The following is a 17,376-nucleotide window of genomic DNA, read 5'->3' on the forward strand; positions in this document are numbered from 1 at the left end:
GGCGATCATGTCCGGTCAGCCTGGACGTCAGACGCCGGATTCGGTCAGAACTTCGGACGTGGTCGGCGTCGGCGTCGGCGCGACATCGGTGCCGGACTGCGGGGTCGTGGTGGTTGTCGTGGTGGTTGTCGGGGAGCTCGACGTCGTTGTGGTGGTGGTTGTCGGGGGCGGCGTCGTCGTTGTGGTGGTGGTTCTCGGGGGCGGCGTCGTCGTGGTTGTGGTGGTGAGTGTGTCGGTTGGATCTGACGTCGTCGTGCCGAAGCTTCCCGTGGTCGGGATGGTCAGTGTTCCGGTGGTTTCACCGAGTCCAGTGATTCCCGTGGGGCCGGTGGGGCCGGTTCGGCCGGTGTGGCGGTGGCGGCTTGGGGCGCTGACGCCCTTGTCTTCGAACGCGAGGAGGATGCGATAGGCCAGTTCGGCAGCGTCGCCGACGCGAGGGGTGTTGTTGATCACGTCGGCGATGATCATGGAGCGGGTTTGGGTGAAGCTCTTCCCGGTGTAGCCAGTGAGGTAGTCCTCCGCCTCCTCCGCCCAGGAGATGGGAGTGGTCACCGTTGAGTAGAACGGGCTGGTGGCCGGGTCGGCGTCATCTGCCTCGAGCACGCTGGTGATGGCGGCCACGAGCTGGTCGCCCACGACGTCGGCGCCGTCCGCACTGTCGGGGCCGACAATGTAGTAGACCACCAGCTTGTCGTTCTTGATGTCGCGCTCGGGTTGGGACGTGGTGGAGAGGAAGACCTTGAACTGGTAGAAGTGGGGACCGACGACCGGGTCACTGAGCAACCTGGTCAGGGCGCCTGCGGCACGCAGCCCCGCGTCCTGCGACCGCACATTGACGATGAGGCGCCGCGTCCGCTTCTTGATGCCCTCAACCCATGCGAGATCATCCCATTTCGGGAGGTACTTCCGGTTGTCGACATAGAAGTAGTCTCCCGCCGTCAGCGCGTCACGCCATTGCGGGTACTTTTCTGTACTCTGCTGCCGGACCGAGTAATTTCCTTTGGCCCCGTTGACGAATTGGCGGAAATCCTGGAGCGTGATCGCATCCTCCAGATAGCCGACACCGCCTAAGCCCATCATGGCGTAGATGTCTTTCTGTCGCGTGCTGTTCTTGTCGGGCGGCTTGAGGTTTCCGTCAACGCCGTACCAGCGGTTGTAGAGATCGACGAAGAAGAGCATGTCGCGTTCGTCGTTGAGCCTGCGGCGCACCGCGTCGTCCACGAAGCCCTGGCCGCGTTTGGTCTTGGACAGTGCTGAGGCTCCGGTCGGAGAGGCCGCCCGATCGGAGGTGAATCGTTGGGTGGGGATCGTGATCCTCGGCACGAGTGTCCGGCTGAGCGGCGGCGGTGTGTCCAGCTTGGCAGGCGCCTTGAGCACGGTGCCCCCGGTAATGGTGGCCTTGACCGGAGGAATCGGATCTCCCTTGGGTACCGGCGGTTCGACGACCGTCAGCTTGGCCGAGACCAGGGTCGTGGCCGGAGTCTTCGCGGGGGCCGGTATGGGTGGAAGAGGCTTGCGGGGGAGTGTCCCCGTCTGAGTGTGAGCAGGCACGATAGGCAGTGGCTTACGAGGGATCACCAACGCCGACGTCTTGGAAGCGCCGGGCGGCGGCGCGGTGGACCCGGCGACGGTCGTGGGCTTGACGGTCGAGCTGGACTGCGTGGGCGTTCGCGCCACGCCGGTCCCCTCGCTCGGCGGGACGGTCGTTTGCTTTTGCACGGGCTTCGGCGGCAGCTTCGGCGCGATCCGAGGGACCGTCGTCGTGGAGACCGTCTTCTTGGGGAGCTTCGGCGGGATCTTGGGGGGTGTCTTCTTCGCCGGAATCGTGGTTGTGGTGGTCGCCGCGGACTCGTCCTTCTCTTTGGACGTATCCGCTTCGTCCGTCTTCTCGACCGGCTTCGACTTCGGCTTTGGCTTCGGTTTATACATATCGGCCGCCTATTGCGCGCGGTACTGGAGAATCAGGCCGACATTGACGAGGGCTTCCCGATCGCCTTCCACGACCAGAGCCCAGGTCGGTCCGCCGACGCTGAGGCCGGGCGTGCGGAGCAGCTTGCCGTCGTCGAGGGCCAGGCGCTGGTCCCCGTTGAGCAGGAACCGGGCCGTACCGCCCTCGACCAGCTCGTACGTCGGGTAGATGCCCGTGATCTGCCGCCCGCTCATGTTGGCGAACATCTCGGGCACCAGCGGCAGGACCAGCATCCCGTCCTCGCTTTCGAGGAACTCCTGCCATTCCTGCGGGAACTCCCCTGCGACGTCGACATACCGCGCCGCCGAGTACGGCTTCAGCATCCCCTTCACCGCGTTCCCGAACACCTCGCCCCCCTGCTCCGCCGTGTACTTGACGACGATGGTGACGTCGAACAGGTCGGGATGCCGCCCCGCCGCCTCCAGCCGCCAGGTGGACACCGCCCCGGTTCCTTCGAACGGCAGATACCTGTCGTCGTCGTAGCGGAGTTCGAACAGCCCGTTGTTGTCCCGGCCTTCCTCCAGGTCGGACAGGGCGATCTGCTGAGTGGGCCGCCAGTCGGCGCGTACCGACGCGGGTGGGGTGCCTTTCGCGTCGAGCAGGAACTTGACGGCCTTCGGGTCGGCCGACAGGACCGTCTTGTGGCCGAGCTGGGTGAGGGTGGCATTGACGCCGAGCGGTCCTTCGTAGCCGTCGAAGGTGACCGACAGGGTCCTGATCCTGCGCCGGTAGTGCCCGGGGAAGTCGCGGGCGAACAGCGCCTCGGTGAACGCGAACTCGCAGCGGCCCTCGTTCCTGAGGGCGAGCACGGCGAGCGGGTCGAGTTGCAGCAGCGACACCCGCTTGGTGATCTCCAGTCCCCGGCTGTCGTTGTCGACGTAGGCCTTGCCGAGCCGTTCCAGGTCGACGCTGAGGGTCTCGCCCGCGAGCAGGCCGTTGCGGCGGCTCTCCCAGTAGACCGGCTGGATGAAGGCGTCGTTGACACCCCGCTCGTACTGGTACGCGCGTTCGGCGGACTTCGCCATCTCGTGGGCCATGTTGTACGACTGGAAGAACAGCCCCGACAACCGCCCGGACATCCACTGATACAGCTGGGCGTTGGTGAACTTGTCGGTGAGGAACGAGGCGACCGCCTTGTTGTGGGCGATCTCCTGGTTGATGATCTCCAGTTCGCGCTGCGCGATGGCGACCTGGTGTCCGGCCCCGGCGACCTGATGCCCGAGCTGCACGATGTCGGACTCGGCCATCATGAGCTGATATTTCCAGTCGCCTTCCTGCCGCTCCTGCTCGACCCGCACGCCGTACAGCTCACCCAGGACGCTGAGCGCCTCACCGAGTGATTCGGCGACCTCGGCGCCCTTGTCGAGCGCCTCGCCCACCTGCTCGCCGCCGATCTCGGTGCCCATGATGAACGGCCCCGCCAGGACCTGCGGCAGCGCGAACGCGATCGCCGAGCCGATCTTGAGGCCGCTGGAGACGAAGTGCGAGATCGCGGCAGCGGTCATCGTGTCGATCTGGGCCTGCTGCAGCGGCGTGATCCCGGCCGCGATCAGATCCTCGTAGTAGCGAGCCCGCGACTTCGCCTGCTCCAGCGACGTCTCCGCCTCCGCCAGGTTCTCGGTGGCGACCTTGACCTGCGCCTCCCTGATCCCGCGGGTCAGCGTGTAGATCGTCCCTTCCTGCCGGTTCTGGAGCAGGGTGAGCTCCTCGTTGTCCCGCCGTTCCAGCACGCCGAGCAGATCGTTGCCGAACTGGCGCAGCCGGTCGACCAGGTCCTGCGCCTTCCGGTGCAGGAACGAGAACCGGTAGTGCGGCACCGCCACCGCCAGTCCGGCCGTGACCTGGTCGGGGCTGAGCCCGGCGGCCGCGCCCCGCACCAGCGCCATCACGTCCACCGGCGGCTCGAACAGCGGCAGCGGCTGGCTGACACCCAGGATGTTGAGCGACTGCCTGATCTTGCGCAGCCGGTCCTCGACCCGGGTCCAGTAGTCCTCCAGCAGGGTGTTGTCGGGGATGTAGAAGTAGGAGTTGGCGACGCTGCCGTGGATGGCGCCCATGCCGTCGAGCATGGTCCCGCCCGCGCTCACCCGTTCCGCGTAGGGGTTCTCCCCGCCTTCCCAGCGGCACAGCTCGTCGTAGGTGAGGGTGGCGGGCAGCGTACGCGTCCCGATGCCCTCCGGGCGTTGCCCCAGCAGGTCGTAGGCGAAGATGTAGAGCATCCGCGCCTCGTCGATGCTCTCCATCGTGTACTGCCGGAAGAGCATGTCGCCCCAGTCGAGCAGATTGTCGATGTAGGCCATCACGACCGCCCGCCGGTAAGCCGTCGGCCGCAGCTCGGCGATCGCGTGCGGATCGAACGGATCGTCCAGGTACGCCTTGAGCAGCGCCTCCCGGTCCCCCATCAGCTCGTACTGCCGGTAGAGCCGGCCCAGCATGCTGACCTTTTCCTGCAAAGCGGGCAGGGCGGCGAGCGGGGCCTCGATGGTGTTCAGCCTGGTCGTGGCCAGCGTGGCGAGCATCGTGGCTTCCTGCGAGGTGAGCGGGCGGGCCTGCTCGAACGCCGGAGCGACCGCCTCCACCTCGTTCAGCACCTCGGTCAGGACTCCGGCGACGGAGGCGGCCTGCCCACCGAGCGCCTCCAAATCAGCCCTGCACGCCGCGACCAGCGCGCGGACGTCGACCGCGAGGAACGGCAGGAAGCGCCAGTATCTGTCCTGCTCGGTGGGGTCGAAGACGTACTCGTACCATTGCCGGGCGTCCTCGAAGCGCTGCGCCGCGTTGAGCGCCTGCGCGATCAACAGCGGCGCGTGGAAGAAGATCTCCCAGTAGTAGCGTCCGCTCGGGCTCTGGAAGTCGAGGTGGGAGCTGGCGGGGACGTCCGCGACCCAGGGCTGGACCAGGATCGTGGTGGCGTCGGCGACTCCGGTCCGCCGGAACGCGGGCAGTTCGTTGATCTCCTGTGTCTCGGGGGCGAGGAGCGCGGGAACCCCGCGCGTGAGCAGCTTCCTGTTGAGCTCGAAGGCCGTGCTGGAGGTGAGCCGCACGATCTCGTGCGGCAGGGTGGCGAATTCGTATGGCCGGGGGACCGACGCGCCCTTGGAGTTGGCCACGTAACGATCGCCGAGGAACAGGTAGAGCTCGCCAGGGGCGTCCAGCGCGCCCGTGAAGCGGGTCAGGAAGTCGGGAGGCAGTCCCCGCCAGTTGTCGCCGATGCCGATGAACGACTGTGGCTTCAGCGTGTCGAGTTCCTGGGACCCTTCGAGCATCGCGTAGTGACCGCCGCTGAACACATACCGGACGTCACCGCGCTGGAAGACGGCCTTAACCCGGCGGGTCAGTGACTTGGGATAGCCGCCGTCGATGGCGTCAGGGATGACTCCGTCGCCGCCGATCGTGTAGCGGACATACTCCTCGCCGCTGGTCAGGTAGAGGTGCCCGTTGGAGAGGTAGGCGGCGTCGACAGACCCGGTGCGCGTGATCGCGGTCGGGATGCGGCCGAGCTCGCGGCTTGATTGTGGCCGTTCGAGACCGCCGGACCCCTGCACGACGTAGCTGCCGTCGGAGTTGTCGAAGTAGTAAGGAGTGTTGCGGTAGTTGACGGCCGCGCCCATGCGCTGCCAGCGTGGCAGCCCGTCTTCGTTGTCGGCGAGCCGTTTCGGGTAGCCCTCGTCGGCGCGGTTCTCAGCCGAGTAGCGCAGGTAGTGCTCGCCGAAGAACACGAACAGCTGGTTGCGCCGCACGAGCACGGCGTCGACGCGGGATTTGGGGGGAACCGCCCACTTGTCCTTAACCGGCTTGAGCTGGTCGAGCGCGCCCGACTCGACGTAGCCGTCGCGTTCGTGGGAGAAGAAGTACTCGGTGCCGTTGGCCGCCGTGAACGCGGCGTCGATCCTGGACCAGCGCGGCAGGTCCTCGGTGTTGGATTCGATGGCCTTCGGGTAGCCCGGGTCGACCGGACCGAACGGCCGTCCCCGGTAGCGGTAGTACTCGTGGCCGGAGAAGAGGTAGGTGAAGTCCTTGCGTACCAGTACCGCGTCGACGATTCCGGTCGAGGTCAGCGCGTTGCTGAGGACGCCCCACCGGGCCGGGGTGGACTCCTTGGTGGTGTTCAGCTTGCCCTTGGTCTTGGTGACCAGGAACTGCTGGGCGAGGTTGTCGAAGAAGTAGCGGGTGCCGTCCGGGAGTTCGAAGGCGGCGTCGACGCGTTCCCAGGCGGGCAAGCGGTGGCTGTTGCCCTTCAGTTCCAGCACGGGCGGGTCGTCGTTCGGGTTGACGAGGATCGGCCGGCAGAGCAGGCTGCCGCCCTTGTGGTCGACGCTGAACCACGGGCCGTCGGTGGACTTGGCGGGGGTATTGAAGCGGACCAGGGTCTTGTCCTCGACCGGCTCCTTGAAGATCCTCGACAGTTCGACGATCCTGGGCGGTTCGACGGCGGGGGGCACCGGCACCGCGTACAGCTCGGGGGTGAGCGCGAACGCGACCTGGCGGAGGACCGGGCCGGTCGGGGTGGTCACCGTGTAGCTGCAGGTGACCACGATGGAGTCGTGGGTGTCGCCGGAGAGGGTGGCCGACGCCTGCACGAACAGGCGTACGCCGGTGATCGGTCCTTCCTCCGTCGGGCCGAGGGGCAGCACCTGGGCGGCCACCCATTCCTGGTTCAGGTTGTAGAAGGTGTAGGAGATCCGGACCCGGTATTTGGGCGGCGGCGCGGCGACGTTCTGCTTGTTGCCGTCCACCTTGGTGACGATGGTGGTGGCGCCGGTGTTCTCCGGCGGGATGGTCTCGACGACGGTCCAGAAGGCGAACACCCGGCCGAACGCGTGCACGGGGTCGACCCGCTCGGCCTCGATCTGGGTGTCGACCTTCAGCCACGGCTCCCATGTCGCGGACAGCCGCTCGCCGTCGCGGAACTCGGCTTCCCGGTAGTAGTAGCGGCGCGGCTCGGTCCTGGTCCGGCCGAACAGCACCAGGCGGCGGGTGTTGGCGGGGGCGCCGTCCTCGCTGTAGACGTAGGCGCCGGCGATGGCCAGCCGGGAGACCTCGGTGTACTCGTCGAGGTAACGCTTGTAGGCGCGCTGCACCGACTCGGCGTTGATCTCGCCCTGGAGCAGGTCGTTCTCCAGCTCCTCGAACGCCGGGGTCTTGGTGTCGCGGAGTTCGGGGCGAATATAGTTTTCGGGGTAGAGGAAGACCTTTCGGTTGGCCTCCCAGATCCGGTAGTTCTTCAGCCACGACCACCAGGTTCTGATCTTCTGCCTGATCTCCTCCTCGTCCACGCCGAACGGCGGGGTCACCTGTTCCAGGTCGAGCAGGTAGCGGTGCAGGTAGAGCTGGGTGGCGGCGATGGCCTCGCGGACGCGCGAGGTGGTGGCGACCGCGCCCATCTCGACGTCGACGAGCAGGTGCTCGTAGAGCTCTCTGGCTGTTTGGATGTCGGGGTGCAGGTGCAGCGCGGCGGGGAGGAGGGCGTCGCGTTTGAGCAGGTTGAGCTCGTCGTGGATGGTCTTGGAGACGATCAGCCAGTCCTCTGGGCTGTGTTTGCGTTCGAGCAGCCGCAGGAGCGCGTCTGCCGCTCCGTCCAGGTCGGTACGGGACCACACGCGGGTCCACACATCCGGATAGAGCAGGGATGGCCCGGTTCCCGCCTTCGCGGCGAGCGCGAACACCTCGACCAGCTTGAGCACGAACTCGATCTCGAAGCGCTCTTCTTCCAGCGGGAACTCGGTGAGCACCCCCGCGTTGCGCTTGACCCAGCGCAGCTCGTTTACGTCCCAGCCGAAGAGGCCGGCCAGTCGCTCGTACGGGTCCGCGGCGCCCTCCCCGAGCAAAGCGGCCAGCCCTGGCCGGGTTCTGGCCAGGTCGGCGAACCGGACGATCGCGTGCACGTCGCTCAGGCGGTAGTCGGCGGTGTCGGACCAGCGGTGGCGGAATGCCTGCGGGAAGGTCCGGTCCAGGACGTCGTAGCGGCTGGTGTAACGGACGTACTGATCGTCCTTGGTGAGGTAGGTGGCGCCTTCCAGGACGAAGGCCCCGGTGATTCCGGCTTCGAAGGAGGCGGGTAGGTCGCCCCAGTCGTCCTTGATGGTTCGGGGGTATCCCTCTTCGACTAGGTCGAGCACGCCTGGGCGGTAGCGGATGTACTGGCCGGCGCGGAAGGCGTACAGCTCGCCGGTGGGGGAGACGAAGGCGGCGTCGATGGTGGGGCTTGCGGTGAACTCGTTGCGGATCTTTCCCCAGAGTGAGGTCACCGGTTGGACGGAATCGCCGACGAGGAATCGGGTGCCTTTGAACAGGTAGACCCGTCCGTCGGCGGCGCGGAAGGCCGCGTCGAGGCCGTCCTCGAACTCTTCGGGCAATGTGGTGAGACCGAGTTCGGCCGCCAGGGAAGGGGCGATCGTGCGCGGGTAACCCTCGTCCACGTAGGTGTACTCGGTGCCCGAATACCGCACGTACTGGTCGCCGGAGAACAGGAACGTGTACTTGTCGCGGACCAGCGCGGCGTCGACTTTCTTGCTGTCGGCGATCGTGTTGCGGACCCGGCCGACGATCTCGATCCCGTATGTCGCCGTCGGAGTACGCGAGACGACATGGAGTGCGCCGCCCACCACCAGGTAGGCCGTGCGGCCGTTGGCGACCGCCGCGTCCAGCACCTTGCCGGTGCCCCGGTCGGCGACGGCGTCCTCGAACGCCTCGGTCAGGTTGGCGAACGCGGGTTCCGCGCGCAGGTTGGCCGCGATCGCCTTCGGGTAGCCGGGGTCCACGAAGCGGTATTCGGTGCCGGTGTATCGGACGTACTGGCTGCCTGAGAACAGGAACGTGGTGTTGTCGCCGAAGACGATCGCGGCGTCGACCGTGCCGGTGCCGTCGTCGGGGACGAAGGGGTTAACGGACCTGCCCCAGCGTTCCCGGATTGGAGTTAGTGGGCCGAATGCTCGGTCGGCGTAGCGGGCGTACTGCTCGGCGAAGAAGAAATACGTCGCGCCGTCGAGAGCCGTGAACGCGGCGCGCAGGCCGTCGCCGGGCTCCAGGCCCCTTCCGAAGCCACGCCAGATGCGCTCGATCGGGCGCGGGTAGGACCACTGGCCGGTGGCCTCGCTGAACTGCACGCAGCGTTCGCCGCTGAGCAGGAGCATCGTGTCGCCCTCGAACAGCACGGCGTCGGGCGTGGGGAAACCGTCGGGGGCCTTCCAGAACGTCTCGTCGGCCGCGGCGGGATAGCCGGGGTCGGGCTCCACGTAGGGGCCGTCTTCGCCGGTGTAGACGACATGTCGCATCATGCCGGTCTCGTCGGCGTGCTCGAAGAGGTAAGTGACGCCGTTTCTGACGTAGGCGAGCGTGACGCTCTCGAGCCCGCCCCAATGCTCGCTGATCGGCCGCGGTTCGCCGTCGATGGTGTCGGCGCTTGTGCTGTACGTGACGAACTGGTCGCCACTGAACAGATAGGTCTTCCCATCCCGGCCCACAAACGCGGCGTCCACCACGTTGTCCTGATAAATCGTGTTACGCGGTCGGCCCCACTCCTCGGTGAGCGGGTAGTCGCGGTTGATGCGCGTGTTGTAGCAGGACGGGCCCTTGAACAGGTATGTCGTGCCGTCCGCGCCGGTCAGCACCGCGTCCAGGCCGGACCGGAACTCGGCGGGCACCGTACGCAACGCCAGCGGCCGTACCGGCGTGGACCCGGCGAGCCCTTCCAGCGCGGACTGCCTGCGCCATCCGCCGGGGCCTTCGACGAGGACCGCGCCGTTCTCGACGTACGCACACGAGATCCCAGCCAGATCCAGGTCGGCATATTTCCGGTAAAGCGTGTCGGAGACGACATGCCACTGCCCGCCACGGAACAGGTAGACGTTGCGCCGATCCGCGAACGCCGCGTCGACACCATCCAGCGGCGTCGTGAGCGCGGCCATCCTCGGCTCCCCGGACAGCGTCGAGATCGCACGCGGGTAGCCGTTCTCGACGGTCGTGTAGTCGTGGCCCTGGTAACGGACATACTGGTCACCCGAGAACAGGTACGTGTAGGTCCGGGTCACCTCGACGCCGTCGACGAGCTCGATCGCGTCCATGACCAGCGTCGCGTCGACCCGCCCGGTCCTGGTGATGGCGTTGACGACATTGCCCCAGAACGCGGCCACGGTCGCCGGGTAACGATCATCCACTTCGGTGTAGTCGGCGGTGGAGTAGCGGACATACCGCTCCCCCGAGAACACATAGGTCTTGCCGTCCTTGCCGACGAACGCGGCGTCCACCTTCGTGAACGGGATGCTGTCCCAGCGATCCCGCAGCGTGCGCGGCTCCGACCACCAGCGGTGCCGGGTGTCGAACACCACGAAACGGTCCCCGGAGAACAGGTACGTCTGGTTGTCGCGGCCGGTGAACACCGCGTCGATCCGGGCGAAGCCGGGGTCGTCGGCCAGCGTCACCGGCAGGCTCCACCAGTTGTCGGCCAGCGGCTTCGGGTACCCCAGGTCCGGAACCGTGTAGTTCCTGGTCGAATAGCGCACGTAGAAGGGAGTGTCGTCGCCGTACACCTTGATGCGCTCGCCGGCGCGGCGGATGGTGAGCTGGATCGGCCCGTCGGCGGTGACCTGCCACTGCGGCGACTGGCCGGTCACGGGCGCGTCGGCGGCGACGGTGACGCCGTGCTCGGCGAGGCGGCGGCGCAGCGCGGCCGACAGCCGCCCTGTCGCGAGTTCGGCCTCGTAGTCGGCGGGCAGGTCGAGGATCTGGCCGACCGGGCCGAACAGGTGGGTCGCGCCGTCCATCACGAACGCGGCGTCCACCCGGTCGAGGCCGCCCCAGTCCCCGGCGATCCCGCGCGGGTAGCCGAGATCCACGACCGAATAGTCGGCCGTGGAGTAACGCAGGTAGCGGTCGCCGCTGAACAGGTAGGTCTTACCGTCCAGCCCGACGAACGCGGCGTCGACCGTGCCGCTCGGCAGAACGGGCGCGAGCACTCCCCACCGCTCGGCGGTCGGCCCGACAGAGCCGCCGGTCACGCCCAGCGCGACCGTCTTGCCGTCCTTGAACAGGTGCACGGTCCCGGAAGCGTCCGCGAACGCGGCTTCGACCGCGCCTTCGAACTCGACCGGCACGTCCGGCCGCCACGCCTCGATCCGCTTCGGGTAGCCGTCGGCGACCCGGACTCCGTCGTTCTCCAGGCTGTCGGTGTAGCGGACGACCTGGTTCCCGGCGAACAGCAGGTAACCCGATCCGTCGGCGTAGGCCGCGTCGATGCGTTCCGCGGTCGCGAACGTGTTCCGCAGCCTTCCCCACCGCTCGACCAGGGGCTGCTCGGCGTCGCCGACCGAAACCCACCTTTCGCCGGTGAACAGGTGGGTACGGCCGTCGCGGCCCTGGAACGACGCGTCCACCGCCTTGCGGAACGCGTCGGGCAGCGGCGTGTCGCCCTCCCACCACTCGGTGATCGCGCGCGGATACCCCTCGTCGGCGACCGAATAGTCCGATCCCGAGTAACGCAGGTACTGGTCGCCGCAGAACAGGTAGGTCCGGCCTTCGACGTCGACGAAGGCGCTGTCGATCCGTTTGGGCTCGGCGAAGTTGTTCCTGACCTTGCCCCAGACCTGCTCCTTGGCCGCCCAGCGGGTCTCTTTGGGGAGCCGGACGAACGCCCGGGAGATCCCGTCGATGCTCCGGCCGACGATCCACTCGGCGCCCTCGGGCTGGACGAATGCGGCATCGACCCCGGCCAGCCCCGCGAACCGGGGGGACAGCTCGAGGAGCGGCTTCGGCCGGGGATCCGCCAGCGCGTATGTGGTCGCCGAGTAGACCCAGTAGCTCTGGCCCTGGAACAGGTAGATCTTGCTGTCCCAGCCGGTCAGCAGGGCGTCGAAACGGTCGACGCCAGGCGGCAGGGCCAGCGGCTCGGGGAACTTGCCCGCCAGATCCTGATCGTGGAAGGCCACCCGGATCTCGGTGGGGTCCAGGCCGAACTTTCCGGCCAGCCGGGCGAATCGGCGGATCCGCCGGTAGGAGCGGCGGAAGTGCGGGTCGTCGGCGATGGCGGATTCGGCGAGCGCGGGGGCCACGAGGATGTCGAGGGCGTCCGGCGTGACCGCCGTACAGATGGCTTCGAGGGCGGGGGCGGACACGCCGAACACGTCCTGCAGCACCGCGAGCACGGCCCGGCGCTGCCGGGCGGCCAGCTCGTCGAGCCGGTCGACGACCTCGGCGACGCCGGCGGCGAATTCCTTCGCGACGGCGTGCAGCAGGAAGAAGACATCCTTGTTGTAGTCCTCGACGCCGGGCAGCGTGAAGTCGAGCGCGTTGGTGATGGTCCGGAAGTAGGCCAGCCGGTCCTCCGGCACGGCCAGCGCCTCGTCGAGATGCCCGGCGTCCACGAGCATGCCGACGAGCAGGGCCCGCTCCTCGTCGTCGAAGCCCAACTCGGTGACCGCCGCCAGATCCAGCCGGTACGGCGCCTGCCCGGCCATGATCGACACGATCCGCCGGTACACGAGCGTGCCGTCGTTCGCGGTAAAGCCGTCGCCGAGGTCGAGCCAGCCCTCCGGGTCGGTGAAGAGCTCCCTGACCTCCTCGCGGATCCGGCCTCCCTCGGTGACCGTGCCGTCGAGCCGGGCGGCGACCCGCTGCCCCATCACGTCGTCGGCGACCGCGGCGAAGTCGCCGGGGGTTAGCGTGTACAGCTCCGCCTTGGTGGCCGCGACCTGGCCTTTCAGCGCGTCCAGGATGGGGCGCCGCATCGGGTAGAACTCCAGCGCGACACCGATCTCGGCCACGTCCAGCGCCGTGATGACGATCTTGTCGTGCTGGTCCAGGATGCCGTTGAAGCGCAGGCTTTCGGTCAGCGCGGCCAGCTGGGTCTCGGTCAGCCGCAGCTCCGCGAAGATCCCCGGGTCGAGCGGGATGTCGGCCTGCCGGAAGCCGTCGATACGCTCCTGGAGCACGGCCAGCACGTCGGCCGTCACGTCGTCGAGGGCGGCGCTGGAGGTGAACAGCTCGATGTTGCCGGGGTCGGCGAAGTAGTCCGGGTCGAGCATCTCGCCGGATTCGTCGAGGTAGCCGTGGTAGATCAGGTTGTCGTACAGCTCGGCCTGCTCGGCCTCGGACAGGTCGGGCATGAGGGTCGCCAGGTCGGAGGGGTAGAACCCGCCGTCGAGCCCGGCCAGAGCCGCGAACAGGTCGGCTGCCAGCGCGTCGAAGTCGCTGGAGAGCACCAGCCCGTCGGGCACGCTGTCGACGGTGAGCAGGCCGTCCGCCTGCAGAAGCCCGGAGATGACCAGGTTGGTGAAGATCTTCGTGGCCAGCCGCTCGTCGAGGCCCAGCCCCAGGAAGTCCTCCCGGGTCAGCACGGCGAGATCGGCGACCGCGTCATAGGCCGCGGCCGTCGCCTTCGCCCGGTCGAGCCGGAGCAGCCGGGCGTCGCGCGGCGAGACGACACCGTCCTCGTAGGAGATGAGCACGTCGTGGATGACCTGCGCGGCCCGCTCGTCGAACCGGTCGGAGACGAACAGCTCGGGCGACAGCGCGGCCGTCTCGAACCGGTCCCTGATCCCGGCCAGCACCGCGAGCTGCTCGTCCTCGGCCTCCGCCTTGGCCGGCTCGCCGAGGATCTCGGTCAGCTCCTGGCCGCTGAAACCCCAGGTCCGCATCCAGCCGACAACGGCCAGCAGGGTCTGGGCCAGCCACAGGCTGGAGGCGGCGTCGGTGCCCTCCAGAATGCGATGGCAGTCGTGGGTGCCGGGCTCGATCACCGGCAGGACGGGGAAGGTCGTGTAGCGCTGGATCGACGGGTCGGCCTCCAGCGCGGCCAGCACGCCGAAGAGCTCGGATACCGAGATGCCGAGCGCGTCGACCAGGCGGCCGACGCGGTGCAGCAGCGAGAGCCCCTCCTGGCCGAGTTGCCGGTCGAAGGGGCTGGTCTCGTTCGGGTCGGCGTAGCGGTCGCGGAAACGCCGGACGACCTCGGCGATGTCGGCCTCGGCCATGTCGATGGATCGTGCCAAATGACGCCGATAGTCCGGATTCTGGAGGTCGCCGGGCGGGATGGGCAGGTCGTCCACGGTCACCGGCAGCGTGCGGGCGGTCAGCGCGGCGATCGTGTCGAAGGGCAGGTCGTGAACGCGGTGCAGGTGCACGGCCGCGGCCACGGCGCGCAGGGCGGCGGTGTCGAGGGTGTTGCCGCAGCAGGAGGTGAGGATGAGGTCCAGGTCGGTGAAGGAGAGGCCGGTGCGGCGGGCCAGCCGTACGAAACGGTTGGCGCGGTCGAACCACGCGGCCGGGATCGGCCCGCCGGACCAGACGAGGGTGCGGTCGTCGGCGGCGACAGTCACGACCTGACCGCCCTGGTGCACGAAGAACGTCGCAGGGGAACGCTCCAGAAGCGGATCCTGGTAGAGCAGTTCGCGCAGTTCTGCGCCGGTCATCGAGGTGGCGGCCAGGAACCGCTCCACGTCGGCGAGCACGGCCGTGGTCTCCCCCGGCGCGAGGCCGTAGACCCCCGCGAGGTCATCGGCGCGTACGGTGGTGACCACCTCGACGTCCCCCGGCGTCAGCCCGAGATACTCGCGGGCGACCGTGTCCCGGTCCACCCGCGCCGCGAACAGCCGGTAGAACTGGACAGGGTCGATGTCCAGGTGGCGCAGGTAGGTGGCCAGCCGCGCGTTCTTCAGCGAGAACGGCAACCCGAACGGGTGCTTCAGTTCGTTCAGCTTCTCGTACGGCGCGTCGCCGACGAGCGCCTCCAGCACCTCGTTGACGATGTCCAGGTACGCGGTGAGCGTGAAGGTGTTCTCCGCGTCCAGAGGGATGCGCCCAAGATCGGGCCTGCGCCGCAGCAGCGAGGTGTCGTCGAACGTCTCCTGCAGCAGTTTGAGCAGGTCATTGAGGTAGGCGGCCGGCGAGTAGACCGACCGCGCCTCATCCCCTTCCCTGAAGTCGAGTTCTCCGAAGAGTCTTTCGTAACTGGGTAATGAGGCATCGCTTCGCACGCGGCACTGTCCCCTCAGTAAATGCCCCCGATCGGCCGACCCATGGTCGCCGATCCGGCGTGTGAGAACTACCTACTGAAAAGGTGACAAGTACCAATCCATTTCCGGCTACGAATCTGGGCCGGGCGGGTTTGGTGGTGAGCTACCGAAGGGCGCTGTGGGCGAGCGCGTCCAGCGGGCTGGCCAGGAGTTCGGCGAAGGCCAGTTCGGCCGCGCCGATCAGGGTGGCGTCGTCGCCGAGACCCGCCGTGCGTAGTTGCACCGCTTCGCGGGAGATGACCAGCACGTTGGCCGCCACCCGGCTGTGCACCTGAGCCGCCGACCCCCGATAGATGTCCGGCAACATCCCGCCGAAGATGACCATGCCCGGGTTGAAGAGGTTGATCAGGTTCGCCACTCCGATACCGAGCCAGTCCCCGATCCGGCGCAGCGCCTCCCTGGCCGCTTCGTCCCCCTCCTCAGCGGCGTCAACCACGGCGCGGATGCCATCGTGGCCAACCAGCTCGGCCGACCGCCCGGCGGCGTCCAGCAGCGCCCGCTCCCCCACCTCAGCCTCCAGGCACCCCCGCGAGCCACAGCCGCACGGCCTCCCGTCGTACGGGTTCACGATCATGTGGCCGAGCTCACAGCCGTACCCGCCGTCCCCGTCGAGCAGCTTGCCACCGACGATGATCCCGCCGCCTACCCCGACGTCCCCGTGCAGATAGATCAGATTCTGGTAGCCGACACCCACCCCGCGTTCATGCTCGGCCAGCGCCCCCAGATGAGCTTCATTGCCCACCGCCACCGGCAACCCGAGCCCCAGCCGCTGCCCAAGCTCGGTGCCGAACGCTTGATCCACCCAGCCCATATCCGGCCCGAACCGCACCATGCCATCACCAGGCCGGATCATGCCGCAGTAAGCCGCACCGATCCCGACACACACCGAATCCGCCTGCCCGCACAGCTCACGCGCGAACCCCGCAAGCACCCCGACGACATCGTCCAGGTCAGCCCCCGCCCGCTGGCGCACCGCCTCCCGCCGGTCCAGGACCTTGCCGCCCAGCCCCACCCGGGCGGCGACCAGCCGGTCCACCCGCACATCAAAGGCCAGCACATAAAACCGGTCGGTCTCCGGCCGAACCACAAGCGACGGCCGCCCGGCCCTCCCGGTGTCCCTGGGCAGCTCCTCCCGAACCAGCCCCGCGCCGGTGAGCTCCGCCGTCAACGCCATGATCGTGCTCCGGTTCAGCCCCATCCGCTCCGCCAGCGCCGAACGGGAGAGCGACCCCTCCAAGTGCACATGCCTCAGCAACTCGCCGAGGTTGCTCCGACGACTCTCCTCCTGGGACCGTCCGGATTTCAGCATCGCAAGATCCTGCCGCATATGGGTGTTGTGCTCTCACCATCTTGCAATCAAGTGAGAGCACACACCAATCACGGCGGCGCTTACTCAACGGACGAAGCCATCCCCACCGTCACACGGGGCCCAGGAGATCCCACCGATTGCCGGCGATGTCAAGGAACACGACAACCCTTCCGTACGGCTCCGCCCGCGGCGACGTGACGAACTCCACCCCCGCGGCGGCCATCCGCTCATAAGCGGCATCGAAATCATCCACCCGCAGAAAGAACCCCACCCGACCAGCAACCTGATCCCCGATCGCCGCCACCTGCCGCTCCCCATCCGCACGAGCCAGCAGAATCCCCGCACCCCCACCCGGAGGCCGCACAGTAACCCACCGCTTGGGACGCCCATCGTTGGTCAGCGAAGGCGAATCTTCAACGAGATCGAACCCCAGGATCTTGGTGAAAAACTCGATCGCCCGGTCATAGTCCTCGACGATGATGGTCAGCAATTCGATGAACACCACAGCCACCCTAGCCACCCCGCACGGCCCCCCGGAGACCTCCCGTGACCAGTAACGACTGGGTTGACCCCACCGAATTGCTCCAACGCATGTACACCGCGTTCAACAGCCGAAACATCGACGAACTGCTGGCCACCATGAGCCCCGATGTCGACTGGCCCGACATGATCGAGGGCACCCGCCTCCACGGCCCCGCCCAGGTCCGCACCTACTGGCTCCGCCAGTTCGACACGATCGACCCCCACGTCGAACCCCAAGGATTCACGCTCGACCCCGACGGCCGCATCATCACCGACGTACATCAGGTGGTCCGAAACCACGCGGGCGAAACCCTGGCCGACCAGATGGTCCAGCACGTCTACACCATCCGGAACGGCCTCATCGAGCGCATGGACGTCCAGACCGTCGAACAATGAGCGGGTTGCCACGCGCTTCGAACTAATAGCGCTTGTGGGGCGCGGCCAAGGCTTGACCTGGCAAGGTCTTCTCGAACGGGTGGGTGCTGCGCTCTACACTGAATTGGCGCATGGCGCCAGGTGCTGATGGACTGGAACTTGGAGCACTACGTTATGGCCGTCACGGCTAGTCT

General features: G+C 67.6%; 5 protein-coding genes. 1 reads left to right on the forward strand and 4 read right to left on the reverse strand.

Annotated features, from left to right (window positions below; genetic code table 11):
• Positions 1-27: 27 nt before the first annotated feature.
• The 4 genes from Amac_RS54440 to Amac_RS12060 all read right to left on the reverse strand — a co-directional run bounded on the left by Amac_RS54440 (position 28) and on the right by Amac_RS12060 (position 16,787).
• On the reverse strand, positions 28-1,221 hold the full coding sequence (locus Amac_RS54440; protein WP_155354434.1) for a T3SS effector HopA1 family protein: 1,194 nt from the start codon (positions 1,219-1,221) through the stop codon (positions 28-30).
• A gap of 717 nt (positions 1,222-1,938) precedes the next feature.
• Entirely contained in the window at positions 1,939-14,937 is a 12,999-nt protein-coding gene (locus tag Amac_RS12050; protein ID WP_155354435.1) for a hemopexin repeat-containing protein, read from the reverse strand.
• Positions 14,938-15,079: 142 nt separating this feature from the next.
• Positions 15,080-16,285 (reverse strand): ROK family transcriptional regulator, encoded by a 1,206-nt coding sequence (locus Amac_RS12055; RefSeq protein ID WP_155354436.1) that lies wholly within the window; start codon positions 16,283-16,285, stop codon positions 15,080-15,082.
• A gap of 109 nt (positions 16,286-16,394) precedes the next feature.
• Positions 16,395-16,787 (reverse strand): VOC family protein, encoded by a 393-nt coding sequence (locus Amac_RS12060; RefSeq protein WP_174900162.1) that lies wholly within the window; start codon positions 16,785-16,787, stop codon positions 16,395-16,397.
• 44 nt (positions 16,788-16,831) lie between these two features.
• On the opposite strand from Amac_RS12060, the gene Amac_RS12065 reads away from it, so the two are divergent.
• A complete protein-coding gene (locus tag Amac_RS12065) occupies positions 16,832-17,203 on the forward strand; it encodes a nuclear transport factor 2 family protein (RefSeq protein ID WP_218041030.1) in 372 nt (123 codons plus the stop codon).
• Positions 17,204-17,376: the final 173 nt, after the last annotated feature.

It is taken from the genome of Acrocarpospora macrocephala, assembly GCF_009687865.1.
In the GTDB taxonomy this organism is placed as follows: domain Bacteria; phylum Actinomycetota; class Actinomycetes; order Streptosporangiales; family Streptosporangiaceae; genus Acrocarpospora; species Acrocarpospora macrocephala.

Bases quoted from the DNA above. Each gene is read 5' to 3' on its own strand.
- Amac_RS12055 (WP_155354436.1), bottom strand. From the start codon at position 16,285: ATGCTGAAATCCGGACGGTCCCAGGAGGAGAGTCGTCGGAGCAACCTC.